The following is a 25,445-nucleotide window of genomic DNA, read 5'->3' as shown; positions in this document are numbered from 1 at the left end:
ATTATCGTTGTCATTCCGCAGTTCCAATGCCATCGCTCAGAAATCAAACCGGTCGATGTTTTCCTTATTAAAAATGAATGGCAAACCTAATCGCACTTCATCATTTACCACTTCAATCTTGCCCAGTTTTCCGGTTTGAATCTGGGTGTTCGCTTTTTTCAATTCCCCACTTATCAAAGCGTTCGCCGCATAGACCGTGAGATAACCGAGGTCGAGGGTATTCCAGAGCACGATGCTTTCGGCAACGCCTTCTTTGATATACGGCTTGCACATATTGGGAAGCGAGAGTCCCGTGACCTTGACATCTTTACGCCCCGATTGTTTGACCGCTTCGGCGGCGCCGGGAACTGCCGGAGCCGCAATCGCCATAATCAATTTCACATTCGGGTAAACTTTCAAAACATTCTGAGTTTCGGAAAACGCGCGGTCGCGGTCGCCATCGCTCGGTTGCGTGGCAACCAGTTTCAAATCAGGATATTTTTCCGCCAGGCGCGCTTTGATGTGTTTAATCCATTCGTTTTGATTGGCGGCGCTCAGCGATGCCGTAATAATCGCAAATTCCCCTTTGTTATTGAGGATTCTTGCAGCCTCATCAGTGAGCGTATAACCGATTCCCTGCGGCGTCGCCTGATTGATGAAAAAATCACGCGCATCTTTTTGCGCATCGGCATCCCAGGTGATGACTTTGATGCCGCGTTCACGCGCTTTGCGAAGCACAGTTGAAATCGCCACCTCGTTTTCAACGCTGACAGCAATTGCATCAACCCCTCTGGTAATCCAGGCTTCGACGACTTCATTCTGTTTTGCGGGGTCAAGGTCGGTGGGACCATCCCATAATAATTCGATTCCCAGTTCCTTTGCCGCTTCTTCTGCGCCCTGACGACAACTGATGAAATACGGATCGCCTTTGGCTTTCGGCATCATGGCAATCACCTTTTTTCTACTGGGAGCAGTTGTCGCGGTGGTTGCATTTGGCGCGCCCGATGGTCGGTTTAAATCCTCTCGCAATGAACGCACCAGATAAAAATTGCTGCCTACTACAAGCAACGCAGCCGCCATAATCACCGCGCATAAAATTGCAACCTGTGAATTTTTCACATCAATCTCCTCATCAATCGTTGGTTCAGTCGGAGTGGCTTTTCGCCTTTTTGATAATCTGTCAAAAATAATTGTCGTGACCAGCAATATGCCAGTCAGGATGCCCGCAAGTTCCGCAGGCAATCCGGCGAGCCGCAAGCCATTTTGCAAAATGACAATCGCAAACAGTCCAAGCCCGGTTCCCAGTACAGTTCCGCGCCCACCGAAAATCGATGCGCCGCCAAGCACCACAGCGGTAATTGCCATCAACTCATATCCGGTTCCGGCATCGGATTTCGCTTGTCCCAGATGCGCCACATAAATAATCGCCGCAAGGCTTGCGCATAATCCCGATAAAACATAAATCATCATCAGGCGTTGGGCATCGGGAATGCCCGCAAAACGCGCCCCGTCTGCTGAAAAACCGATAGCATATAAACTGCGACCAAAAGCCGCGCGATGTAAAATCCACCCGAATGCCGCGAATGCCAGAATCAAAATAAATAGTTGTGTCGGGATAATGCCGAAGACGTACCCTTGCCCTAAAAATAAAAATCCTTGAGAGAATCCCGAATAATTATCCACACCGCGCGTGATGCCTTCGGCAATGCCGCGAAACAATGAGAAGGTTCCAAGCGTCACAATCAAAGGCGGAAATTTTAATCGCGTGATGATAAAACCATTGAGCGCCCCGCCCGCAATGCCAATCATTAAGGTAAGGACTATCGCTAAACCGATAGGCAGTTGCGCATCCCGCCATAAGCTCCCGAACATAACGGCTGAAAGTCCCATCATCGAACCAACGGAAAGATCGATGCCGCCGGTAATGATAATTGGCGTGAGCGCCAGCGCGATGAGTCCGATTTCTACCGCGAGTCGAGTGATTTCAAAACCGTTTGTCGCAGTTAAAAAATTTTCTCCGGCAAAACCGAAAATAGCGCATTCAAAAATGAGGACCCCTATCAGTACCCACTCGTTATTGGGAAACCAACGTTCCATCAAATGCGGATTGGCTTCGTTCATTTGGCGTTTTCACTCCGCAATTTAAAATTCGCAATACTTGAGCGGTCGAATCGTTCGAGTCCGACATCAGCAATCAACGCCGCTAAAATAATCGCGCCTTGAATGGCTTTCTCCCAAAACGGATTGATACCAAGAAAAGTCAACGCCGTTCCGATGGTTCCAAGCAACGCAACCCCGATAAAGGTTCCCCATAACCTGCCGCGCCCGCCGGTGATTTCCGTGCCTCCAACCACAACTGCCGCAACCGCCTTTAGTTCAAGCCCAACACCCGTGTTTGGCGGAATACTGGAAAACCGCACGCCATTGAGTAATGCGGCAAGCCCAACCAGTGCGCCCATCACCGCAAATACACTGAACACAATGCCAGATGGTTCAATCCCTGCGAGACGCGCGGCTTCTTTATGCGAGCCAACCGCATAAACCACGCGCCCGGCTCGCAGATTTCGCAAGCCCCAATTGAATCCCGCGAAGATCATTAACGCCACTATCACCAGCGCGACCTGTCCAACCGTTTGTCCCAATCCGAACCACTGAAAATTTTCCGGCAAGCTTTGCACCCATGCGCCTTCGGTTATCCAGCGCAATCCATCGCGCCACATAACCAGCATGGCAAGCGTCACAATAATCGAAGGCAAGCTCAGTCGTCCGATTAAGTATCCGTTTAATGCGCCCATCAATGCGCCAATTAACAAGGCACAGGGCAAGAGAAATAAAACCGGCACCCCGGATTTGGCTAACCACCCGACGGCTACACTGGCGACCGCAAATTGAGAGCCTACGGAAATATCGATTTCACCGACGAGAATCACCAAGGTCATGCCAATGGCAATCATCAACACCGCCAGGTTATTTAAAGCGAGGTCGCGCAAATTCGCGGCGCTGAAAAACGCCGGGGCGAACATCGTCACTACACCTAACAAAATAGCCAAGGCAATCGCCGCCGACAGTTCTCTTTTGTAATTTTTAAAATTCATTCAAAATCGCCTTAAAATCATGGGTTATGTTTTATGCCCCAAAGCCAGCGCCAGAATTTTTTCCTGTGTAGCATCCGTGCGACTGAGCACCTCGACAATCGTCCCCGCGTGCATGACTGCGATGCGGTCGCTCATTCCTAAAATCTCCGGCAACTCCGATGAAATCATCAAAATCGCAACCCCCTGTCCGGCAAGTTCCCCCATCAATTTATGAATTTCAGATTTCGCGCCAATATCAATCCCTTGCGTCGGTTCATCCAAAATCAACACCGCAGGTTTGATTGCCAGCCAGCGACTCAACGCCACTTTCTGTTGATTGCCGCCCGATAAATTGGCAACCGGAGAAAAAACGCTTGGCGTTTTAATATTCAATCGATGGGTGTATTCCGTAGCCAATTGTTTTTCTCGTTGAAAATCAAACCCACGCAAACGAGAAAATTTATTGAGCGATGCCAGCGTAACGTTTGCCGCAACCGGCATATCCAAAATAACCCCGTGTTGACGGCGGTCTTCAGGAAGGTAAGCGATGCCTGCCTTGATTGCCTCAGCAGGACTGGTGATTTTTACCGATTCACCTTTCAGTAATATTTCACCCGCAGGATTCGGGGTTAATCCGAAAATGGCGCGCGCCAGTTCGGTTCGCCCTGCGCCAACCAAGCCCGCAAGACCAACGATTTCACCGGCACGAATCGAGAGATTGATATTTGCAATTCCCGATGACTTGCAACCTAAACCTCGAAGTTCCAAAACCGTTTCACCCAATTCAACCGGTTGTTTTGGAAACACCACGGTCAATTCACGACCGACCATCAATTGAATCAACGCTTGACGATTAACCTCCGCCATCACCCGTGTATCAATGGTTCGCCCATCCCTTAAAACCGTGACGCGGTCAGCAATCAACGGCAATTCTTCGAGCCGGTGCGAGATGTAAATCATTCCCACACCCTGCTCGCGAAGTTTGCGAATGACCTGAAATAAATTTTGTGTATCCGCTTCGGAAAGCGAAGCCGTCGGTTCATCGAGAATCAACACCCTGGCGTTAGCGCCGATGGCGCGGGCAATTTCAACCAGTTGCTGTTGCGGCATTGAAAGTTCACCCGCGGTCATTTGCGTATCAAATTTTGCGCCGACCTCAGCAAGCAAATTTTCGGCTAGCCGCTGGCGTTCTGACCAATTCACCGGTTGCCATAATTTTGTCGCTTCCAAACCGAGCGCGATGTTTTCCGTTACGGTGAGTTCAGGAAACAGCGCAGGTTGTTGATAAATCGCCGCAATGCCGATGGTTTTCGCGTGACCCGGAGAATGGTGAGTGATGATTTGTCCATCAACTTCAAGCTCACCACTATCGGGCAAAATCGCTCCGGTGATGATTTTGATGAGCGTCGTTTTACCAGCGCCGTTTTCACCGATGAGCGCGTGAACCTCACCTTTTCTCAGTTCAAATGCAGCCTGAGATAAAGCTTGAACGCCTGCGTAAGATTTATTGATGTTCGTAGCCCGCAGCAAAACCGCTTCAGCCATTCGTCGCTCCATCAATAACAATGACAAATAATTTGGCGGGACCGTGGACGCCGATTGCCAGAGTCAGTTCAATATCCGATGTGCGTGATGGCCCGGTAATGAAAGTGATGGTGCGACTCAATTCACGCTCTTGACCAATTGATGCCAAAACCTCGCTCATCGTCTGCACAATTTTTTCAACTTCAAAAATCGCGACGTGAACCGGAGGCACCAGCGAAACCAGACGATGGCGTTCGCTATCGGATTCGATAACCAGCGTACCGGTTTCGGCTATCGCCCATTGCGCCGATGAAATGCCCATATCGCATTCAAAAAGCCGCGATTTACCGGGGTTTTCAATCAATTCGCCGTTCAATTTAATTTCTCTCAATACGCGATGAATTAACGGGGAATCGGAAACCGCGATGCGTCGCGCGTTCAGCTTATCAATGATTGCTTGCAAAACCTCAGCGGCATGTTTTTCGCTCACGACCCGCACACAATTTCCCATCACCGCTTCAAGCGATTGTTTAAAGCGGTCGAATAAATCAACGTTAGGCGCAGCATCGATTTGAACTTTCGCCGGTCTTTGCAGGGCGTGTTGCGATTGATACAACGCATCGAAAGGCAAGCTTTGATTTAGGTGCTTGCGAATTTCTGCAAGCATCGCTTCGCGTGAAGTATTTTGGGGTTTCGGATTAATCAAATTTCATTTACCTTTGGTTTTCTCAGCCTCGCGCCACACTTCTCTAAATGACCGCTCAGCAATCGTCGGCGCATCCCGCCAATCTGTCCAGGCTTCCAATGCCGGAGCAAGACCGGCAAACAATCCGCTCACTTTTCCGATTCGCCCTTTGCGGGCAATGCTGCGTTGGAAAACCCGCGCGATTTTCATTCCCCATTCGTAGGTCAGTTTTTTTGACCACGCAAAAGCGTAAAATCGAAACGCCAACCGCTCAATCCGATGCTTACTCACCTTGCCGGTTTGCGATGCTGCGCGACTTGCGGCTCCCTGCTTCACTTCGGCGCGTAAATGCAAAAGCAATTCGGGAATGTCGATTTTAACCGGACAGACTTCGCGACACGCCCCGCATAAACTCGAAGCGAAGGGCAATTGCCGGGCTTTTTCAATGCCACTCAGTTGCGGGGTAATCACCGCGCCGATTGGACCCGGATAAACCGACCCGTAAGCGTGCCCACCGATTTGCTGGTAAACCGGACAGGCATTTAAACACGCGCCACAACGTATGCAGGCAAGCGATTGTCGGGTCACAGGGTGCGCCAGCATTCGCGAACGACCGTTATCCAAAATCACGAGGTGAACTTCTTCGGGTCCTTCATCATCGGGTTGGCGTTTCGCTCCGGTGATGAGCGATTGGTAAGCGGTCAGTTGCTGCCCGGTGCCTGAACGTGGCAGCAGTTTCAAAAACACATCCAAATCGGCAAGGCGTGGAATCACTTTTTCGATGCCCATCACCGCAATGTGAATTTTCGGCAGGCTGGTGGTGAGCCGCGCGTTGCCTTCGTTTTCAAGAATCAAAAAAGTCCCGGTTTCAGCTACCGCGAAATTGACACCACTGATGCCGACATCGGCTTCGGCAAACCGCTCACGCAAGACGCGCCGCGCGGTCTTGGTTAATTCATCGACATTATCCGTCGGTTCAATGCCTACTTTTTCAACAAAGAGTTCGGCGATTTGCCGTTTCGATTTATGAATAGCGGGAACCACAATGTGCGAAGGGGTTTCGTGCGCCAGTTGAATAATCCATTCGCCCAAATCGGTTTCAACCGGCGCATAACCGGCGCGTTCGAGCGCCTCATTCAAATGAATCTCTTCAGTGGTCATGCTTTTGGATTTCACGATGCGCCGGACATTTTTTTCTTTAAGCAAATCGAGAATGAGGCGTTGCGCGGCTTCGCCATTAAGCGCCCAATGAATCTGCGCGCCGTTGTTTTCAGCCTTCAAAACGAATTGTTCAAGGTATTGATCGAGGTTGGCAAGCGTTTCATCTTTTATGCTGCGAGCCTGGGCGCGTAAACCTTCCCAATCATTCACACTAAGAATTGCCAGTTTGCGCCGCTCGCCAAAGGTACTGGCGAGGTTGAGTAACGCCGCCCGCAGTTGCCGGTCATTTAATGCCTGAATGGCATTGGTATCAAAAGTTTCCGGTGATTGATTCATAGTTGGTGAATGCTTTCAAGATGCAGAGTCTGCTTCTTATGGAGTTTCCGCTTCACAAATTTATAATACGCCTGCTCAATTTCAGGGTTATTCATTCGATGCCAGGAGTTCAGCTAAATGCAGCACTTGAACCTTTGAACCCAGGCGCGATAATCGCCCGCCGATTTGCATCAGACAACTCGCGTCACCTGATACCACGGCGCGCACCTCTGCCTGTTCGATTGCCGCGATTTTATGGTCGAGAATGGCAACGGAAATTTCCGGGTACTTCACCGAAAACGTGCCGCCAAACCCGCAACAGGCATCGGCGTTTGCCAACTCGACAAACTCTGCGCCTTTGACGTTTTGAATTAACCGGCGCGGCTCGCTGTGAATTTGCAAATCCCTTAGTCCGTGACAGGCGTCGTGCCAGGTGACGCGCCCGCGAAAACTGGCACCGACATTATCGACATTTAAAACTTTGACCAGAAAACTCCCGAATTCAAAAGTGCGCTCGGCAATCGCCCGCGCGCGATTTCGCCAATTTTCATCATCGGGGAAAAGCTCTTGAAAATGATGCACCATCGCCGTGCAGGACCCCGAAGGGCTGACAATCGCTTCGCTGTCGGTTTCTTCAAAAATTTCGATGAAACGCTTTGCCAATCGTTGCGCTTCACTTCGATAGCCGGTATTGAATGCCGGTTGTCCGCAACAGGTTTGCCGTTCATCAAAAACCACTTCGCATCCGGCGCGACGCAATACTTCAACCGTACTCGTGCCAATGGAGGGCCACAATTGGTCAATCAAACAGGTGACAAATAAAGAAACTCGCATCGTTTTTATAGGTTTCGACTTCGTTTTATTGCTGAATGTAACGCGCCTCGATTGTCGCGTATTTTTTCGTTCGCTCAGACAAATCCGGCAACCGTCGTGGCAAGAATTTTTTCAATTGCAACTTATCGGTTAAATATTTTCGTCCGTCTGCGAGTGAGACAAAACGTCCGGCGGCAATCGCCTGCACCAAAACATTGCCAATTACGGTTGCCTCGACCGGTCCCGCTAAAACCGGCAAGCCGGTCGTGTCGGCAGTCATCTGATTCAAATAGTCATTGAGGCTGCCGCCGCCGATGACGTGGACGCCTGTGATTTTCTTTTTGGTCAGCAGTTCGATGGTACGCAGCACCGAGGCATAACGAAAAGCCAGCGAATCTAAAATCACTTTAGCAATTTTATGCGGCTCGTCGGGTATCGCTTGTCCGGTTTCCTGCAACTGGTCGCCAATCGCTTCGAGCATACTTGGCGGATTAAAAAAGCGCGCATCATCGGGAAATATCAATCCGCAATCTTCATCAAGCGATTCGACCTGAGCCAGTAAATTTGCATACTCGACATCGAGACCGCGACTCAACCATTCCTGGCGACAGGATTCCAGAATCCACAGCCCCATCACATTTTTTAAAAACCGCGTGGTATCAAAAGCGCCGCCTTCATTGGTGAAATTGTGTCGGACAATTTCATCATTAATTAATGGCTTTGCAAGTTCGACACCAACCAGCGACCAGGTTCCCGATGAAATATACGCCCAATCGTTTTCAAGCGGCGTTCCGGCAACTGCGCTTCCGGTATCGTGCGTGGCAGGCGCAACCACTTTTACACCTTCCAGGTTGGTCTCTTTGGCAATATCCGCTGGCAGCGGCGCAATCACTTTTCCAGCCGGAATGATTTCATTAAACAACTGCTCAGGCAGATTCAGGCGGTCAATAATTTCCTCATCCCACTTTCCGGTTTCAGCATTCACGAGTTGCGTGGTGGTCGCGTTGGTATATTCGTTGATGATTTTTCCGGTCAGCAAAAAATTGATGAGGTCGGGAATCAATAACAGATGTTGCGCGCGGTCGGAAATTCCTGATTGCGTGTGGGCGAACAGTTGATAGAGAGTATTGAGATTTAAAAATTGGATACCGGTTCGGGCAAAAATTTCTTCTTGGGGCATTCGTTCAAAAACCCGCGACATCATCCCTTCGGTTCGCCCGTCACGATAACCCACAGGGTCTTCGATTAAATTTCCCGCGTCATCAATCAATCCATAATCAACTGCCCAGCTATCGACGCCGATACTTTCAACAGGTCGTCGCAAAGTTTGCGCGCGCTGACTTGCTTCCTGTAATCCGATTTTTATCTCCGAAAAAATATGCGCGAAATTCCAACGCAGATGCCCGTCAAGGTGGCGTGGTGGGTAATGAAATCGCCTGATTTCATCGAGTCGAAAGGCATCAGGCGCGAAGTCTGCCAAAAAGACACGCCCGCTGCCTGCGCCTAAATCAATTGCGATGTAGAGACCTTCGGTCATTGATATTCTGAAAGTGACTCAGACAACTGTTGATAAAAACAGCAATCAACACCGGTGAAACTTTGTGATTCGATATAAATAGGTTCAAACCGATAACGCTATGGAACATTCAATAATAGCGATTCCGATTCCTCAATCTCTTCAAGGGCAGCCAGTCCCGAGCCGACAAAAATGCGTCTTGGATGACCTTTATCCAAAATGTATCGCTCATCAAACTTCCCACAAAAAATATTTCGCGGAAACGGGATACGCGCAAAGGCATTCTCCCATATGATCACGCCTAACTGTCTTTCATGCTTATCGAAATCTATTTCCGGGGAAAAGGTTTCCCGATAAGCCTCGATGGGAGTAATATCGGGCGTCTTTGCCATCAACTTCTTCAAATACACACCAAGCTTTCGTGTCCCTACTTCAACCTCACGCAAAGTTATGATGGCACTGATAGTGGTAACTTGCGGCATTGCCCCACATATAATTTCTGGCTCTTCCAAATGAATGAGACTTGCGTTGTGGTTATAAAGCGCCAGACAACACGGTTGCTCTTCATAGTCTTTGAATTTCTTATCGCTTTCCACTATTTGCCACCGGATCGGTTGAAAAGGGTCATAAGCCCCCGAAGGGAATATATCTCTCGGCTCAAAATCCTTCACTTCAAAAAGATATTCCCTATCAAGCGTAACGCTGAAGTCGGGTCTTGTGCTTTTGCCTTGATGGGTTTTCTCAAACTCATAATCAGTAATGCCTTGCGAAAGCAAATACGCCTCGAAAAGCCTTTCGCCTTTCGTTGACATATCTTTTTCCAAACCGGCTACCCATTGCTGCTGTTCGGCAGTATCAGGCACTTTGCCGCCACGCGCCGAACCGATGCGTTTGAAAGCCTCGTCCGGCTCTACGCCTACTGATACCAGTAAACAAGCCGCAATCAACGCCGACCTGCCAACGCTTTGTCGGCAATGCAAACCGACCTTCTCTCCCTTGACCAGCAATTGCTTTAATCTTTGTACAAGAGCTAACGTCTCGCTCTTTGACGCGGGAACCTGGCGGTCGGAAATCGCAAACGAAATAAAGCTGATACCTTGCTCTTCACATAATTCTTTTTCAGCTTCGAGAGCAAATTCGGCAATCTCGTCTGGAGTGAGAAAAGAGACCACGACATTGATACCAACATCGTGCCAACCGGCGACTTCATCTTTCAGCCAATCTCCTCCGGGCGGGCGCGGAATGATTGCCAATTTCCCTTTCCAAGGGGCTTCAATCCAGTATATCCGTGCTGCCATCGGTATCCTCCTTATGTCATCGGCGAATCCTTCTCAAGGATTTCGCGCGGTAAAGCATGAATGTCAATCTCTCGCTCCCTAAGTATGATAAGCCGATGGTGTCCATCAAGCACAGTGCCATCCGGTCTGGTTTTGAGCGAGCCTTCTTCTCCCGGACGCAAAGACTCTATGAGTTCTTGAGTTGAGAGCTTGCGAAACATCTCAAGTTTAAGCGGAGCTATGTCCTTCTCAGAATGAAGAAATTTTAACGATTGTTCGCTCATGATTTTCCGCTCATTTATAGAAGGCAAAAATAGATTGGCAAATGAACTTCTTTTTTCAATCCGCATTTCGCAATCCGCAATCCGCAATGGTTAAACGATGCCTGCGGCGATGCCGACTTGCGCGGGGCGCTCTTCGGCTTTGCGTTGGCGATAACCGCTTGCCCGGTAAATCGCCATCGGGTCATAAGCGCCGCCCAATGCAAAACGCGCCCTGGCGATAATCGCTGAAACATCTGTGGTAAAGGCTTTCTTTAAAATCGTCAGCGCGGCAATCGCATCGCAATTTTCCTGTGCCGCATTCAAAGCCTCGCGGTCAACCAGGTGGGCTTGCACATAGGCGCGTTGCAATTCGACGGCGCTCAGCATCAACGATTCAATCGGGTCTGTGAGGTTATGGGATTGGTCAAGCATATAAGCCGGATTGAAGCCCGCGACCTGATTCAACTCGGCATCAACCAGTTCATTAAAAATCAAAAAAAGTTGAAACGGTTTAATCGAACCGGCGTCCAAATCATCATCGCCATATTTGCTGTCATTGAAATGAAAGCCCGCGAGTTTGCCGAATTGAATCAACCGCGACACAATCATTTCGATATTGACATTCGGCGCGTGATGACCGAGGTCAACCAGACATTGCGCTTTGTCGCCGAGTTCGCGGGCGCAGTAATAACTGGTTCCCCAATCGTTGATGACCGTTGAATAAAAAGCCGGTTCATAAAATTTGTGTTCGATAAACACGCGCCAATCATCAGGCAAAGCCGCATAAATTTCGCGCATACTTTCGAGGTAACGTTCCAATGCCTGGCGAAAATGCTGTTGACCGGGAAAATTTCCGCCATCGCCAATCCACACGGTGTGGGCTTTGGAACCGAGCGTTTTGCCAATCTCAATGCATTCGATGTTATGTGCGATTGCCTGTTCGCGAACCGCGCGCTCCGGATGCGTGAGACTTCCGAATTTGTACGAATGTTTCTGTCCAACCTGGTCTTGAAAGGTATTGGAATTCATCGCATCGAAACCGAGTCCGCGTTCTTCGGCAAATTGAAATAACTGCGCGGGGTCATCCGGCTTATCCCAGGGGATATGCAAAGACACCGCAGACGTGGCGCGCACGAGTTTAAAAATCGTCGCGCAATCTTCGAGTTTTTCGTAAATATTTCGCGGCTCGCCAATTCCCGGAAATCGCGCAAACCGCGTCCCGCCGGTTCCTACGCCCCACGAAGGCACAGCTACACGAAAAGTTTTAGCGCGCTCAGTGAGCCGCTCAATATCCACATTTTCACGCGCCAGTTTTTTCGCAAGGTATTCGTAATCTTCTTCAACCCACGCTGTTAATTTCTGATTTTCTTCGGCAATAAACCCGTCTTCGATTTCAAAATGTTTGGTCATGGTTACCTCCTTGAGAAAAAGTAGGCAGTAAGCAGTAAGCAGTAAGCAGTTTTTGGTTTTCAGATTCGAGTTTACCGGATTGTTTGTCAATCAATAAAAACATTAAAAACCTACGAGTTGCTAAAAGCTCAAACATCTTGCTGCCTACTGCCTACTATCGAAAAAAACCATCCTGCAACCCGCCATCAACCGGGATGATGTGTCCTGTGGTTTTTGCCAGTCGTTTTGATACCAGCAGAAAAATCGCTTCAGCCTGGTCTTCGGGTTCGATGGGGGTTTGCGTAAGCGACCGCTTGGCATAAAAGGCTGCCAGTTTTTCGCGCAACGCTTCGGTGTTTTCTTCTTCGTTAAACTCGATGGCGTATTTTGCAAGCGAAGCAATCACCCGGTCACGCGGAAACATGGTGCTGCCTTTGACGACCGTTGCCGGAGCCACCGCATTGACGCGAACCAGTGGCGACATCTCAATCGCCAGTTCTCTTACCAGATGGTTCGCTGCGGCTTTGCTGGCGTCATATGCAAGACTGCCTTTTTTCGCGACCACGGCATTGGCGCTGGTCGTCAGCACGATGTTGCCTGAAAGATTTTGTTGCTGAAAAATTTTGTAGGCTTCATCGGCAACGATGTAAGCTCCGGTCACATTGATATTGAAAGTTTGTGCCCAACGATTATCTTCGATGCGACCCGATTTATCGGGCGGCACGAAAATCCCTGCGGTCACGACCACTGCGTCCAGACCGCCATAAGCAAGCAGTACATTTTCAAACATTCGTCGCACGCTCTCGCGATTGGTAATGTCGCACGTCAAGCCTATCGCCGTGCCACAATTGCTGATTCCGGTTCCGGCAACCCCTATGCCTTCGCCGTATTTGGCGATGATTTCCTGCGCCGTCTGTCGGGCTGCCGATTCGTCCAAATCAACACAGACAATATGCGCGCCGTCTTTAACCAAACGCTGCGCTGTGGCTTTGCCGATGCCTGCGCCCGCGCCAACGACGACGATGATTTGCCGGTCGAGTTCTTTTTCAGGTGGCAGGCGTTTGAGTTTCGCTTCTTCGAGTAACCAGTATTCGATATCGAAAGCCTCTTGTTGTTCCATCGCTTCGTAACTGTCAATGGCTTCTGCACCGCGCATCACTTCGATGGCGCAATTATAAAATTCAGCGGTCACTCGCGATTCACTTTTATTTTTGCCCCAGGCAATCATGCCAAGTCCGGGAATCAATACAACCGTTGGATTGGGGTCGCGCATCGCCGGTGAATCGGGACGTTTGCAACGATGGTAGTAAGCTTCATAATCTTTGCGATATTGAATCAGCCCTTCTTTGATTTGATTTTTTAATTGATTGAGGTCGCCGCTTTCAGGATTCCAATCAACAAAAAATGGTTTGATTTTGGTGCGCAAAAAATGATCCGGGCAAGAGGTGCCAAGTTCCGCAAGCCGCCGCGCCTCGTGGCTGTTGACAAAGCGCAACATCTTTTCATCGTCCTGCACGGTGCCGACAAAGCGTTTATAAACCGCAACCTGTCCGCGCAAAAATGGAACGATGTTGACGATGAACTGCCTTCTCGTTTCATCATCAAGCGGTTGATATTTCTGCCCGCCGAAGGTTTGCGCGCCTTGGTCGTGAGCTTCGATAAATCGCGCGGCGCGGTCAATGATTTCAAGCGCCGTTTCATAACAGTTTTTATCGTCGTTGCTCCACGAACTCATGCCGTGATGTCCGAGCAGAACGCCTTTGGCTTGCGGGTTGTCTTTAATCAACTGTTCGATTTGCAGACCAATATCAAAGCCCGGTCGTTGCCACGGCACATAGATCACTTCGTCGCCATAAATCGTTTTACACAACTTCTCTTGACTTACTGATGCGGCAATGGCAATCACCGCGTTTGGATGTAAATGGTCAACGTGCGTAAACGGCACGAGTGTATGCAGTGGCGTGTCAATCGAACAGGCGCGTGGGTTGAGATTGAAAACGCAATGGCTGTACATCGGATACATCGCATCTTCGATTGCAGTCTTCGCGCCGCGCTCAGGGTGATTGAGATAGAGCGGTTTCATGGCGCGAATTTTGTCGAGGTAGAGCGAAGCGAAACCATCGCTTTTTGCAGTGCGCAAATCGCCGCCCGAACCTTTGACCCAAAGGACTTCGACGCTTTCGCCGGTGAGCGGGTCGGTTTCCATCAGTTTCGCTGAGGTGTTGCCGCCGCCGGTATTGGTAAGCGTCAAATCTTCGCCCAGTTTATTCGAGCGATAGACCAGGCGTTCGATGCCGGATAATTTTTCCGCAACTTCGTCCTGCCATAAATATTTTACAAATTGAAAATGTTTTTCCTGATTACTCACAATACCTCACTGAATTTGCCGGTCATTCAGTTTTCAACAATCAATGAATCGGTTCCCGATTAAAAGTTAAAAGTTGTCCTCGGTTTTGACGGATTCAACGGATTAAATTCATTGAATAAATCCGCTCAATCCTAAGAGGGAAACTTACACGTTAATCAATGTCCCTTCACTTTATGAAAACCCAGTGACTTTATGAAAATTAAAATCTTGAACAAAGTATTTATCTGCGCCCGTAAATTTATTTCGTCCACCTTGTAACCAATGACAGGCAATTGCATCAGCAATTTTTTGATGCGCTTAATCAACCTTTTTAAACCTCAATCAATTTGCGGTTGCCATCGGATACGCGAAACGATATTGACCCGACCCGACTTCGATAACCACGCTCTCACCATCCTGTCGAATATCGGTTATGCCATTTCCTTTACCGATAGCCTGACCGGATTCTTTAAGGTTTGCGAGTTGGGCTTTCGGCAAACGCACAGTGGCGCGAGTGTTGGCGGGAACTTCGACACCCAGTTCAAATTGCCCATCTTTCAATGTCCACGCGGAACTCACTTTGCCATACATCGTCTGATGGCTGGCTTTGACATTGGTGAAATTGCCACCGGGTTGCGGTTGAATGAGCGTGTGTTTATACCCGGGCATTGTCGGGTCTATTTCAATGCCTGCCATCACGCGATACATCCATTCGCCAATCGCGCCGTAGGCATAATGATTGAACGAATTCATTCCTTTATCCTGAAATGACCCATCCGGTTTAATGCCGTCCCAACGTTCCCAAATCGTCGTCGCGCCTTGTTTCACAGGATAAAGCCAGGATGGATACTGTTCGCGATTGAGCAGCATATAGGCTTCGTTCAAATAACCATAGCGCGTCAGCACATGGCAGAGATACGGCGTACCGACAAAACCTGTGGTGAGATGTTTGCGCGCGCGAATTTCCTGCGCCAGTCGTTTTGCGGCTACCGGTCTTAAATTTTCGGGCAATAAATCGAACTGCAAAGCCAGGGCATAAGCGGTCTGGGTGTTTTCGCCGACTCTACCGGTTGCAGTAACGAATTCACGATTGAATGCGGCTTTGACGTTGTTAAATAATTCGGCGTACTTTGCCGCGTCATCACGCTTTCCGAGAATCTCTGCGGCGCGTTGTACGAGACTTGTCGAATAGGCAAAGAAAGCTGTTGCGATAAAATCTTTGCCGGTGGTAGCGCCGGGATAATCCGATGCCGTTGATGCAAAAGCGAGCCAATCGCCGAAATGAAAATCGCCATCCCAGATGTAATCATCACCGGCGCGATTTTTCATATAAGCAATCCATTTGGTCATACTGGCGTATTGTTCTTCAAGAATGCGTTTATCGCCATAACTGAGATAAACCGTAAAGGGAATAATCACCGCCGCATCTGCCCACGCCGCTGACCCTGCGGCTTGCCTGTTTGGATTGCTCAACACATCGGGGATAACATAAGGAACACTGCCATTATCGAATTGGTCTGCGGCGACATCTTTCAACCACTTGGTGAAAAATCCCGCGACATCCATGTTGAAAGCGGCTGTGCGAGAAAAGACTTGCGCATCGCCCGTCCATCCCAATCGCTCATCGCGTTGCGGACAATCGGTGGGCACATCCAGGAAATTGCCTTTCTGTCCCCAGATGATGTTGTGTTGCAATTGATTGATGAGTTGGCTTGAGGTTTCAAATTCGCTCGTCGGTTTCATATCCGAATGAATGACGATGCCGGTTACGTTATCAAGCGTCAGTTCTCCGGGAAAACCACCGACCGCGACATAACGAAAACCTTGAAAGGTGAAATGTGGCTCGAAGGTTTCCACGCCGCCGCCTTTGAGGGTGTATTGAATCAACTGTTTTGCGGGGCGAAGATTTTCGGTATAAAAATTCCCCTGTTTATCGAGCACTTCGGAATGGCGAAGGGTGACGGTCGAACCCGCAGCGCCTTGAACTTTCAAACGTACCCAGCCGACCATATTTTGTCCCATATCAACGACGGAATCGCCCGCAGGGGTTTTGATAATTTTGACAGGTTTGATTTCCAGAACTTTTCTTACGGGAGGTCCCGCAGGCGCGATGAGATTATCTTTCTGGTAACTGGCAATTTTGACCTTTGCCCATTGCTGGTCATCAAATTGAGCATTCGTCCAATTGCCTTTTTCGAGTCGCGCATCATAGGTTTCGCCGTGATAGATTTCCGAAAGCAAGATAGCGCCGGTCGTCGCTTTCCATTTGTCGTCGCTTGCAATGATTTCTTCGCGCCCATCTTTGTAAGTGATTTTAATCTGACAAAGCAGCGCGAGTTTATCGCCGTAAACATTGCGTTGCCCGGAAAAACCTATGAAGCCGCGATACCACCCATCGCCAAGCATGACGCCTACGGCATTGTCTCCGTTTTTTAAAAGCGCGGTCACATCATAGGTCTGATATTGCAGGCGTTTTTTATAACTTGTCCAACCGGGCGTAAACACTTCATCGCCGACGCGCTGACCGTTCAACTGCATTTCATAAAGTCCGCGACTCGTCACATAAACCCGCGCCCGGTCAATCGCGCCACCGACTTTAAACTCGCGGCGAAGCATCGGTGCGGGTTGCGATTTTTTCGCTTCTTCTGCAATGTCAGGCTCTATCCAATTCGCCAACCAATCCGTAGGACTGAGCAATCCCATTTCCCAGAATCCGACTTCGCTCCAGTCCGATGCTTTTCCGCTTCCGTCCCAGATGCGCACTTGCCACAAATAACGCTCACCGGATTTCAAGGGCGTGCCTTCATAGACGCGATGAATGGATTCGTCGGAGTTGACTTTCCCGGAATCCCAAACCAGATTATTGCCGCTTCGCAAATCGCGCTCACTGCGCGCCACGCGAAGTTGATACGCCGATTGCGTGACGCCGCGACCTGCCGTTTGCAGTTGCCAACTTAAACGCGGGTTGCGCGCATCAATGCCTATCGGATTTTCTTTATACTCGGTTCGTAAATGAACAACTTTGATTTGCGCAGCACTACTTCCTTGATTCGCCAACAGTAAACCGTTCGCGACAGTAGAAAAAATCAAACACCAGGCAATTAAAAGCGAATACCTTGAGCGCAGCATTTTTTTGGTCATCGTCAAATTCCTTGTTAATCGAAAAATCAATGAAGCGGTTTCATCAAGCCTTGCACCTGTAACCATTCACCGAACCGTTCAATCCACCGGTCAGAAGGGATATTTTGTTTGCGCATGCCAAACCCGTGACCGCCTTTTGAATAGAGGTGAATTTCGGCAGTTTTTTTTGCGGCAGTCCATTTGCCATAAAGTTGAACGCTATGGGGCGCAAGACCGAGTTGATCATCGGTTGCCGCTAACACAAAAAGCGGCGGCGCGTCTGCGGGAACTTCTGCGGGTTTGACCGCGCCCATATACGGATAAATCGGCGCGACGAAATCCGGGCGGCTGTCTTTTGAATATTGAAAGGCAACGGCTGCGGTCACCGTGCCGCCTGCTGAAAATCCCATGATGCCAATGCGATTCGCAGCGATACCGAATTCCTCCGCGTGTTTTCGCACATAAGCGACTGCCGCAATGCCATCAGCGATTCCCATGGAAATTGCCGGGTCGGTATCAAACCGTTGTCCTTTATTCATCTTTTCCATGAACTCTTTGACGCCATCTTCGCCGGTTGGCACCAGACGATATTTCAAGACAAAGGCGGCAATGCCTCTGCTGCTTAACCACCTGGCAACATCGATGCCTTCGCTGTTGATGGAAAGCGCGTGAAAACCGCCTCCCGGACAGATAATCACACCGGTTTGCGTAGCCGTTTTGGCATCAGGCAGATAGACCGTAAGCGTAGGATGCACAACGTTGGTAACGACTTGGGTATTCCAGATAGGCGAGAAATATTCTTTCTCTTTGTGTGTCCAGGTTTCGGAGCCGGGCGCAGCGCCTTCATATAAGCGAATAACTTTTTGCGCGTGTGCCGAACTCAACAGAACAAAAAACAGTCCTAAGAGAAATGTGATTTTAAATTTCATAACCTGACCTTTACTTCAATGAAATAATTGGCGCGATATAGAAAAACACGCGCAAAGACAGATTCATGCGTGAAAGCTTCTGGTCTCCTGGTGCTCAAGAGTTTACCGCTATTTTTTTATTTTGGCGAGTGACACCTAATAGGATGAACGAAGTGTAATTAATTTTTATTCACTATGGGCAAATGAAAAACCCGTTGGCGGGAAATTCCTTAAACTTATCGACACCCACCAACTTTGCGGCAATCAAGCCGGTAAGCTTTTTGATTCACAGCATCAGTGCAAGAAAACCATTGAATCGTTTTGCTTTTGCTTTAAAGGATTGGTAAGAGGGTCGTATTTATTCGTCAATTGATGGGTTTTCTCTTTGCGGCTTTGGTGAAGCATAAAGCGAGGTAAAAACCTCACGCATTTTTTTCAGGGTCACGCCGGCTCTGCTGGTCATTAAGCGTTGTTTAAAAAAGCCCATGAAAAACCAGAGTTGTATTTCACTGGCAAATGCCTTATCAGCTTTTCCAAACAACCGATTTTTTCCCCAACCCCATAAATCAACCAGTGTCTGTTTGTATAAATGCATTGGCACATCGAACAGGCGCATAATCGAGCGTTCAAATTCCCGATCCCGCAACAACCCATAAAAATGGCCGTGACCTTGATGCCACCGCCGGTAATAATTTTTTGTCAAACGTTCGCCCGGCACTTCGGTTTTGACAATCATCTCCGGACAATACATTTCTTGAAATCCGGCATCCCAGATTCGCAAATGCAATTCATGGTCTTCCATCGAACCGATACCATTTTCGACACGTTGCAGGGTGGGAGAAAAAAGACCGATTCGCGTAAAAACTTGGCGGCGAATTGCCAGATTGGCAGCAACCAGACATAAGGGCTGACTGGCGTTTATCTGTATACTTTTATCGCCATAATCCTGAAGCGCGAGCGGCGCATATTGCGCAGGGTTCAACCAACCGGGCGTTACACAGTTCCAGACCGGCAAAACTTTGCCGCCAATGCCATCGACATCCTGATGCTCATCGAATCGTCGTTTAATAGTGGCTAACCAATCCGGCGTCACCCAAACATCATCATCAAAGAAGGCGAGAATTTCCGATTTAGCCAGGTTGATAGCTGAATTGCGCGCATAAGAAACCCCTTGCCTCGCTTCAAAAAAGTAACGAATCGGAATGGGGCTTTGCGCCATCATGGATTGACAAACCTGGCGCGTTTGGTCGGTTGAATGATTATCCACGATAATCAGTTCAAATCGCAGGTGCGGACAATCCTGCGCCATAATGCTGGCAATCGCCTGTCGCAGTTGCGCGGCGCGATTATAGGTACAAAGAATGACCGATATATCAAACGCTTCATCCATCGGATGATTACTCCTCCGGCTGTTATTTCAATGAGGGAGTCGAGCGAATTTCGGGTGGGCGTTTCAACATCAATGTCAATTTCTTCCTTAAATGCTTGACCACACCCTGCGGATAATATCGAAGCAGGATTATCATCGCTTTGAATAATTCGGCTTTTCGTCCCGGCTTTCGCAGGTCTTTACGAAACTGGTCAACGCAACCTTCGCCGTAGTAAGACTGCCAGAGTTTTTTTCCTGCACGGTAGGCATTGAGATAATCGGGTTCATCTCGAATAGCTGGCTTCTGAGAATTGAGCGCCCGCATGGTGGTTGTGAGCATCAACCGGTAATTGCGCGACATGCTGGTAAGTTGCTGGCGATACTCGGCAACAATCTCCAAGTGGTTATAAACCGGGAAACGCCTGGTAATTCGCAGGTACAGTTCATAATCAGCGGCGGCGCTGATTGAGGGATTAAACCCTCTGACCTCGTCGAAAACCTTGCTGCGATACATCACCTGCGCAGGCATCCAAATATGGTTAGAGTGCAGCAACGCCAGGTAGTGATCGGTTAAAACCGGCTCAGGGTAGTTGACCGGAATATGCTTGCCTTTATCATTGATGTATTGGCTGCGCCCATACACAAAGGCGCAATCCGGTCTGAGGCTTAATGCCTTCACGCCGATTTCAAGAGCTTTGGGAAGCAGGCGATCATCGGCATCCAGAAACACCAGAAACTCTCCCAGACTTTCGCTGATGCCGCGATTGCGCGCCGCTGATAACCCCTGATTATTTTGGTAGACATAACGAACCGCAGAAAAGCTCGCGGCAATTGCTGAAGTTTTATCGGTTGACCCATCATCAATGACGAGGATTTCAAAATCCTTGTAGGTTTGTTGTAAGACACTGTCAATCGCTTCTTGCAAAAAACCGGCGTGGTTATAGCAGGGAATGATGACGGAAACCACTTTCGGTTTGCGATATTTCAGATTTGACTTCTTCACGGGGCGCGGCATTTTTTATTCCATTCAGGTTTCCGATGTCGAACGTAAAGCCACTTTTGGCTTGAACGATTGCCCATCAGGAAACCGTTTGATTGAGAAATTGTTCCGCTCTGAGACTCGTCGCAACATCCGGTCGCTCATGTCGCCATTCGTGCGGCATATAAAATTTCCCTTTAACCAAATTTCCGGGGTCAACCCTTAACATCGCCCGTTGATATTGCCAATCAATGTGACTTCCCTTTGGAGAGGCGCGATGTTTGATGGTCACGTCGACATAATAGATACCGGGTAGCAATCCGATTTCGGGACAATGATATTCAACCGTTCCTTGACCCGGTTCAATATCAATCCGGTCTTCTTTTAATTCGGTGGTAAATTGACAGGTCAATTCCCGATTGGCTGAATAAAAGCAGATGTCGAAAACGCAATCTTCAATGCGTTCGCGGGCAAAATAATCGAGCTTGACGCGCATTTCGGCTCCGGTTTTCATCACCTTTACTTCTCTGCCCTGCGCATCATAAAAATTTAAAGCTGTGACCTCCGCCGATTTGGTAATGAGTAGTCCATGACCATCGGGCGGCGAAAAATCGGATGCCGTCTGGCGATACCTATTCACGACATCCATTGCCGACCCTCTGGCGATGATTCCGCCTTTTTGCATAAGTAATACACGTTTACACAGGCGTTGAACGGCTGCCAGGTCATGCGAAATAAACACAATCGTCGTCCCCGCCTGTCGCAAATCATCAATGCGTTGCATGCATTTTGCCTGAAATGCCAAATCGCCAACCGCGAGCACTTCATCAAGCAACAAAATATCCGGTTCGAGATGCGCGGCAATTGAAAAGCCCAATCGAACGTACATTCCCGATGAGTAACGTTTTACAGGTAAATCGAGAAATGGTTTGATGCCGGCGAATTCGACAATGCTTTCAAGCTTGCGGGCAATCTCGCGTCGTCGCATACCCAGAATCGAACCATTCAAATAAATATTCTCACGACCAGTCAGTTCCGGGTGAAATCCGGAACCGACCTCGATGAGCGCCGAAAGGCTGCCGTTGATTTTTATCTCTCCTTTACTCGGGGTGGTGATATTGGAGAGCAATTTTAAAATCGTGCTTTTACCCGCGCCGTTATGCCCGATGATGCCGAGAGATTCACCGCGTTCCACTTCAAAACTGACTTCGCGAAGCGCCCAGAAATCGCGCTTGCGGTGCCATAATTTTTGCATTTTGGAAATTAGTGGGCGGCGCTCACCATTGGTCTCGTGGTCTTCACGAATCCGATATTTTTTTGAGACACCATTGAATAACAAATCAGCCATCGTCAACCTGCTCCACTGCTTAAATCACATCCGCCATTGTGGCTTCCGTATGTTTGAAATAGAGATAAGAAATAATCAGCAAGACCAGCGCCATCAAACCCGATATCCCCAGCGTGTAGAAATCGGGAGATGCGCCATTCAAAATGGTTTGGCGAAAATTTTCGACAATCCCAACCATCGGATTGAGCACATAGATCATTCGCAAACGTCCGGGAACCGCGCTCAACGGATAAATCACCGGCGTGGCAAACATCCACAGTTGCAAAAGCAACGGCACCGCGACCCCTATATCACGCAAGCGCACCTGGGTTGCAGAAAACAGCAATCCCATCGCCGTGGCAAAACAGGTCAGGATGAATAGAATGGGCACCGCATAAAGCGCATTCCAGGTGGGTGAAAGGCGGTAATACACCATTAACCCGGCGAGCACCGTCGAGGCAATTAAAAAATCGAATAACGAAGCGAAAACATAAGTCATCGGGAGAATCTCTCGCGGGAAATAGACTTTGGTTACCAGTTGCGTATGACTGACCAGGGCGTTCGTCGCATTCGCAAGGGCAGTAGAAAAAAATGTCCAGGGGAGCAAAGCGGCATAAGCAAACAACGCATAGGGCGAACCTTCGCTTGGCATTCTGGCAAAAATCGAAAAGATGATGGTGAAGATCAACATCATCGACAGCGGTTGTAAAATCGCCCACGAAATCCCTAATAAAGATTGCTTGTAACGCACCTTGATGCGGTGCAGCGTCAGGGTATAGAGCAAATCCCGGTAGTGGAAAAGTTTGGTCAGGTTAGCGATGAAATTTAGTCGGGTGAGCGAAGGTGGACGAATCACCGACACCCGCCGAGGTGTGGCATCAGATAACTCTCGGTTGATTCCTGCGTTGATTAAATCAGATGTTGCCATGTGCGATTCCAGTTTCCGGTGAATTCAATTGCTTCGTTTCAATCAAAATTTTATGGTGTGAATTCAAAATGATTTCGGTTACACCGAAGAGATAACTGCCAAACCTTTTGTGGATTTATTCGTGGCGACAGGTTTATAGAAATGCCTGCCGTATAGGTAACCGGCTAAATCCCAGGCAGCTAATTCCCCTGCAAAGCCCTGTTCGGAATCTATTTTCAACCGCAGTGCATCCTGCAATTTTCTTTTAAAGCCTCTCAGGGCTTCGCCATAAAGGTATCGCGGAATGCCCCAAAGTTGTTTAATGGCGGATTGTCGTTGATGTACCCGGTGAAGCAATCCCATTGATACGCCGCGCCAGAAACACCATTTGCGAAAATAACTTTTGGTTAATCGTTGCGGCGGGATGTAATGATAGATAATCAAATCGGGCAGATATAAACCGCGCGCCCCGGCATTCAACAACCGCTCATACATCTCTTCATCTTCACCCGCCAGCAGATGTGTATCGGTGCGTCCAAGCGCAGTTGAATACAATCCGACTTTAGTTAAAATGGCGCGACGAATCACCGCGTTTCCGCCCATTAAAATGCCCGGGTAACTTCGGTTAAACGGACAAACCTGACTTCCGCCATCAATCCAACCGATGACGCCGGCATATTTTCTCGGCAACCAATCCGGACACTCGGCGCCCCAGCAGGGGTAATAGGGACCACCAATAAAATCTATATGGTTATGAGTGAACGCCTTCTGCACAGTCTCATACCACTGACGATGGATTTCTTCGTCATCGTCAATCATGCCGACCAGTTCTCCGGTGGTGGATAAAATGCCTTTGTTTAACGCCGCTGAACGCCCTTGAATGGGTTCAAAGAGATAATGCAATCGCCCATCAAACCGGTTCATCCATTCATCAACAATCTGTCGCGTGCGGTCTTTGGAATTGTTATCGACAACATTGACGTGAACCGTCAACTCTTGTGGCAGGTCTGCTTCGAGCAAGCTTTTTAAGGTGCGTGGGAGTAAATCCTGACGATTAAAGGTTGGGATAATTACGTCTAATTGCATTTCTCAAGCCTGTGCCACGACTCATCCTTGATTGCCATCCGCCAGCTTTTTGCAGGACAGCGACTGTCTTTGGAAGCGAATGCAGGTTTAGCGAACGCCTTTCAGATTTCGTTCAACTGTCCAAACCTGAATTTGCCTTTTTTCGGCAATCTGCTTCACTCATCGGTTAAATACTTCTAATTCCATTAAAACTGCAAAATGTCAGCAGCGTTTTTTAATCGCGATGCCACGCTTTTATATCCCGGATGCTTCCATACCGAATTCAGGTGAGCTTTTCAAAAATCTATGATGATTTCATAATCTGCGTCGGGGGTGTCGGTTATTATTGATTGGGTGGGAGTCACTCAGTATAATCCGATTCTCAAAACAAAAAGCAAAGCAATAAAAAACCATCGGTTCAATGGGGAAAATGAACCGAACCTCACACTGGATTTTATTTTTGATTGAGCGCAATCTCAATTTGCATCTCTCGCTCCTGTAAATAAAATTGATTAATCAAGGTAAGATGAGCAATTTGTTTGACCATAGCGGATATTGGTTTATTCAAAATCCGACTCACTCGCTTCTTGCCGGTGGAAAGGTTAAAGAGATACCCCCCTTTCTCAAGCATATGCCCCTTGCAATTTCTTATTTTGAATGTAAATGAAAAAAAAATCGGTTGGGTTTTGCAGGCATATTCATAATTGCTAAATGTATAGTCTGGGCTTTCATACCCCTGATTATTCAACTTCGCATAAGTGGTTGCCTGAAAGATACAGGTTTGGCTACGTGCGCCATGACCTTTTGTTAAAGGCAATACCCAATCCGAACTAAAGATATTCTCACGAAAATCATGTGTGTTTCATATTTGGCGCGACTTATTACAAGGCAGTAAATGCCTGCCTGCCGGTTCAGGTGCAATTAAACGTAAACCGGTCGCAGCCAATTGAAAATTGTTTTAAGTGAACTCACGAAGCCTGTTTAAACAGGCAATTTTTTCTAGGGAGATTTTGAAGGAATGAAAAAAGTTTTCAGACAGACAAGTTTTGTGTTTATCGTTCTGTCCCTGATGGTTGTATGGCGAGAAATGCCAACAACCGCTCAAGCAAGTGCCAGTGAAATCGTTTTATATGCATCGACAGCCAGCACCAAAATTGGCAATTTTACTAATGTTTCAGACTCTACAGCCGCTGGTGGCGCATGCCTGAAAAACGCTGATTTCGGCGCGCCGAAATTGACAACCGCGCTCGCCAGTCCCGCACACTATTTCGAGATGAGTTTTAATGCCCAGTCGGGTGTTGCTTATCGGTTATGGGTGCGCAGTAAAGCGGAAAATAATTCGCCTTATAATGATTCCTATTTCGTGCAGTTTTCCGGCAGCGTCAATGCCAGCGGGCAGTCGGTTTATCGCATTGGCACGACGGATT

General features: G+C 48.5%; 20 protein-coding genes. 1 reads left to right on the top strand and 19 read right to left on the bottom strand.

What is annotated here, in order from left to right; translation table 11 throughout:
* Window positions 1–36 precede the first annotated feature (36 nt).
* The 19 genes from AB1757_10990 to AB1757_10900 all read right to left on the bottom strand — a co-directional run bounded on the left by AB1757_10990 (window position 37) and on the right by AB1757_10900 (window position 24,835).
* The gene (locus AB1757_10990) at window positions 37–2,100 is read right to left on the bottom strand and encodes a substrate-binding domain-containing protein (protein ID MEW6127551.1); all 2,064 of its coding nucleotides are present in this window, start codon (window positions 2,098–2,100) and stop codon (window positions 37–39) included.
* A complete protein-coding gene (locus AB1757_10985) occupies window positions 2,097–3,074 on the bottom strand; it encodes an ABC transporter permease (protein ID MEW6127550.1) in 978 nt (325 codons plus the stop codon). Before AB1757_10985 ends, AB1757_10990 begins: the two co-directional genes overlap by 4 nt.
* Window positions 3,075–3,098: 24 nt before the next feature.
* Window positions 3,099–4,598: a sugar ABC transporter ATP-binding protein gene (locus AB1757_10980; protein ID MEW6127549.1), complete on the bottom strand. Its 1,500-nt coding sequence runs from the start codon at window positions 4,596–4,598 to the stop codon at window positions 3,099–3,101.
* Window positions 4,591–5,283: a lactate utilization protein gene (locus AB1757_10975; GenBank protein ID MEW6127548.1), complete on the bottom strand. Its 693-nt coding sequence runs from the start codon at window positions 5,281–5,283 to the stop codon at window positions 4,591–4,593. Before AB1757_10975 ends, AB1757_10980 begins: the two co-directional genes overlap by 8 nt.
* Before the next feature lie 3 nt (window positions 5,284–5,286).
* Entirely contained in the window at window positions 5,287–6,759 is a 1,473-nt protein-coding gene (locus AB1757_10970) for a LutB/LldF family L-lactate oxidation iron-sulfur protein (GenBank protein MEW6127547.1), read from the bottom strand.
* Between the two features lie 87 nt (window positions 6,760–6,846).
* On the bottom strand, window positions 6,847–7,572 hold the full coding sequence (locus AB1757_10965) for a (Fe-S)-binding protein (GenBank protein MEW6127546.1): 726 nt from the start codon (window positions 7,570–7,572) through the stop codon (window positions 6,847–6,849).
* 25 nt (window positions 7,573–7,597) lie between these two features.
* Complete coding sequence (locus AB1757_10960) at window positions 7,598–9,088, bottom strand: rhamnulokinase family protein (protein MEW6127545.1); 1,491 nt, start codon at window positions 9,086–9,088, stop codon at window positions 7,598–7,600.
* A gap of 98 nt (window positions 9,089–9,186) precedes the next feature.
* Complete coding sequence (locus AB1757_10955; protein ID MEW6127544.1) at window positions 9,187–10,365, bottom strand: hypothetical protein; 1,179 nt, start codon at window positions 10,363–10,365, stop codon at window positions 9,187–9,189.
* Window positions 10,366–10,376: 11 nt separating this feature from the next.
* Window positions 10,377–10,694 (bottom strand): hypothetical protein, encoded by a 318-nt coding sequence (locus AB1757_10950; protein ID MEW6127543.1) that lies wholly within the window; start codon window positions 10,692–10,694, stop codon window positions 10,377–10,379.
* Window positions 10,695–10,718: 24 nt separating this feature from the next.
* Window positions 10,719–12,017 (bottom strand): L-rhamnose catabolism isomerase, encoded by a 1,299-nt coding sequence (gene rhaI, locus AB1757_10945; GenBank protein ID MEW6127542.1) that lies wholly within the window; start codon window positions 12,015–12,017, stop codon window positions 10,719–10,721.
* A 154-nt stretch (window positions 12,018–12,171) separates the two neighbouring features.
* Entirely contained in the window at window positions 12,172–14,364 is a 2,193-nt protein-coding gene (locus tag AB1757_10940; protein MEW6127541.1) for a bifunctional rhamnulose-1-phosphate aldolase/short-chain dehydrogenase, read from the bottom strand.
* Between the two features lie 321 nt (window positions 14,365–14,685).
* A complete protein-coding gene (locus AB1757_10935; GenBank protein ID MEW6127540.1) occupies window positions 14,686–17,484 on the bottom strand; it encodes a glycoside hydrolase family 78 protein in 2,799 nt (932 codons plus the stop codon).
* A 26-nt stretch (window positions 17,485–17,510) separates the two neighbouring features.
* Window positions 17,511–18,392 carry an alpha/beta hydrolase gene (locus AB1757_10930; protein MEW6127539.1) on the bottom strand — a complete coding sequence of 294 codons (882 nt, stop codon included), beginning with the start codon at window positions 18,390–18,392 and terminating at the stop codon, window positions 17,511–17,513.
* A 337-nt stretch (window positions 18,393–18,729) separates the two neighbouring features.
* The gene (locus AB1757_10925; protein MEW6127538.1) at window positions 18,730–19,761 is read right to left on the bottom strand and encodes a glycosyltransferase; all 1,032 of its coding nucleotides are present in this window, start codon (window positions 19,759–19,761) and stop codon (window positions 18,730–18,732) included.
* A gap of 22 nt (window positions 19,762–19,783) precedes the next feature.
* Entirely contained in the window at window positions 19,784–20,755 is a 972-nt protein-coding gene (locus tag AB1757_10920; GenBank protein ID MEW6127537.1) for a glycosyltransferase, read from the bottom strand.
* 64 nt (window positions 20,756–20,819) lie between these two features.
* The gene (locus AB1757_10915) at window positions 20,820–22,067 is read right to left on the bottom strand and encodes an ABC transporter ATP-binding protein (GenBank protein ID MEW6127536.1); all 1,248 of its coding nucleotides are present in this window, start codon (window positions 22,065–22,067) and stop codon (window positions 20,820–20,822) included.
* Between the two features lie 19 nt (window positions 22,068–22,086).
* Complete coding sequence (locus AB1757_10910) at window positions 22,087–22,974, bottom strand: ABC transporter permease (protein ID MEW6127535.1); 888 nt, start codon at window positions 22,972–22,974, stop codon at window positions 22,087–22,089.
* A gap of 78 nt (window positions 22,975–23,052) precedes the next feature.
* On the bottom strand, window positions 23,053–24,039 hold the full coding sequence (locus AB1757_10905; protein ID MEW6127534.1) for a glycosyltransferase: 987 nt from the start codon (window positions 24,037–24,039) through the stop codon (window positions 23,053–23,055).
* Window positions 24,040–24,472: 433 nt separating this feature from the next.
* The gene (locus AB1757_10900) at window positions 24,473–24,835 is read right to left on the bottom strand and encodes a hypothetical protein (protein MEW6127533.1); all 363 of its coding nucleotides are present in this window, start codon (window positions 24,833–24,835) and stop codon (window positions 24,473–24,475) included.
* A 201-nt stretch (window positions 24,836–25,036) separates the two neighbouring features.
* Between AB1757_10900 and AB1757_10895 the strand changes: the two genes are divergently transcribed.
* On the top strand, window positions 25,037–25,445 hold a 409-nt coding region (locus AB1757_10895; GenBank protein MEW6127532.1), incomplete at its 3' end, for a hypothetical protein.

It is taken from the genome of Acidobacteriota bacterium (assembly GCA_040754075.1).
In the GTDB taxonomy this organism is placed as follows: Bacteria; Acidobacteriota; Blastocatellia; order UBA7656; family UBA7656; genus JBFMDH01.
Note: the sequence above shows the minus strand (reverse complement) of the source record. Positions and strands in the feature narration are given on the sequence as shown.

Coding starts and splice junctions, on each gene's coding strand:
- AB1757_10990 (MEW6127551.1), bottom strand. CDS start 2,100: ATGAACGAAGCCAATCCGCATTTGATGGAACGTTGGTTTCCCAATAAC.
- AB1757_10985 (MEW6127550.1), bottom strand. CDS start 3,074: ATGAATTTTAAAAATTACAAAAGAGAACTGTCGGCGGCGATTGCCTTG.
- AB1757_10980 (MEW6127549.1), bottom strand. CDS start 4,598: ATGGCTGAAGCGGTTTTGCTGCGGGCTACGAACATCAATAAATCTTAC.
- AB1757_10970 (MEW6127547.1), bottom strand. CDS start 6,759: ATGAATCAATCACCGGAAACTTTTGATACCAATGCCATTCAGGCATTA.
- AB1757_10965 (MEW6127546.1), bottom strand. CDS start 7,572: ATGCGAGTTTCTTTATTTGTCACCTGTTTGATTGACCAATTGTGGCCC.
- AB1757_10960 (MEW6127545.1), bottom strand. CDS start 9,088: ATGACCGAAGGTCTCTACATCGCAATTGATTTAGGCGCAGGCAGCGGG.
- AB1757_10955 (MEW6127544.1), bottom strand. CDS start 10,365: ATGGCAGCACGGATATACTGGATTGAAGCCCCTTGGAAAGGGAAATTG.
- AB1757_10950 (MEW6127543.1), bottom strand. CDS start 10,694: ATGCGGATTGAAAAAAGAAGTTCATTTGCCAATCTATTTTTGCCTTCT.
- rhaI (MEW6127542.1), bottom strand. CDS start 12,017: ATGACCAAACATTTTGAAATCGAAGACGGGTTTATTGCCGAAGAAAAT.
- AB1757_10935 (MEW6127540.1), bottom strand. CDS start 17,484: ATGACCAAAAAAATGCTGCGCTCAAGGTATTCGCTTTTAATTGCCTGG.
- AB1757_10930 (MEW6127539.1), bottom strand. CDS start 18,392: ATGAAATTTAAAATCACATTTCTCTTAGGACTGTTTTTTGTTCTGTTG.
- AB1757_10925 (MEW6127538.1), bottom strand. CDS start 19,761: ATGGATGAAGCGTTTGATATATCGGTCATTCTTTGTACCTATAATCGC.
- AB1757_10920 (MEW6127537.1), bottom strand. CDS start 20,755: ATGCCGCGCCCCGTGAAGAAGTCAAATCTGAAATATCGCAAACCGAAA.
- AB1757_10915 (MEW6127536.1), bottom strand. CDS start 22,067: ATGGCTGATTTGTTATTCAATGGTGTCTCAAAAAAATATCGGATTCGT.
- AB1757_10910 (MEW6127535.1), bottom strand. CDS start 22,974: ATGGCAACATCTGATTTAATCAACGCAGGAATCAACCGAGAGTTATCT.
- AB1757_10905 (MEW6127534.1), bottom strand. CDS start 24,039: ATGCAATTAGACGTAATTATCCCAACCTTTAATCGTCAGGATTTACTC.